This is a genomic window from Zoogloea sp. LCSB751, assembly GCF_002028455.1.
Classification (GTDB): Bacteria; Pseudomonadota; Gammaproteobacteria; order Burkholderiales; family Rhodocyclaceae; genus Zoogloea.
In genome coordinates this window covers 1-256 of sequence record NZ_MWUM01000370.1, presented here as the reverse complement: position 1 = coordinate 256, position 256 = coordinate 1, and the positions used below count along the sequence as shown (strand labels likewise).

At 68.0% G+C, this 256-nt stretch carries 1 protein-coding gene; it reads left to right on the top strand.

Going from position 1 to position 256, the window contains the following annotated elements; genetic code table 11:
* On the top strand, positions 1 to 256 hold a 256-nt coding region (locus B4920_RS26995; protein ID WP_139379726.1), incomplete at both ends, for a response regulator.

The window sequence follows — 256 nt, the reverse complement described above, 5'->3', positions numbered from 1 at the left end:
GACGGCATCAGCCTGCTACGCAAGCTGCGCCGGGAGGGACAGACGCTGCCGGTGCTCATCCTCACCGCCCGTGATGCCCTGGACGACCGGGTGCTGGGGCTGGACGCGGGCTCCGACGACTACATGGTGAAACCCTTCGCCCTGCAGGAGCTCAAGGCCCGCCTGCGCGCCCTGGTGCGCCGCAGCAAGGGGCAGGCCCAGGCGGTGCTGGAGTATGGCGATATCCTCATCTACCCCGAATCCCAGCAGGTCACAT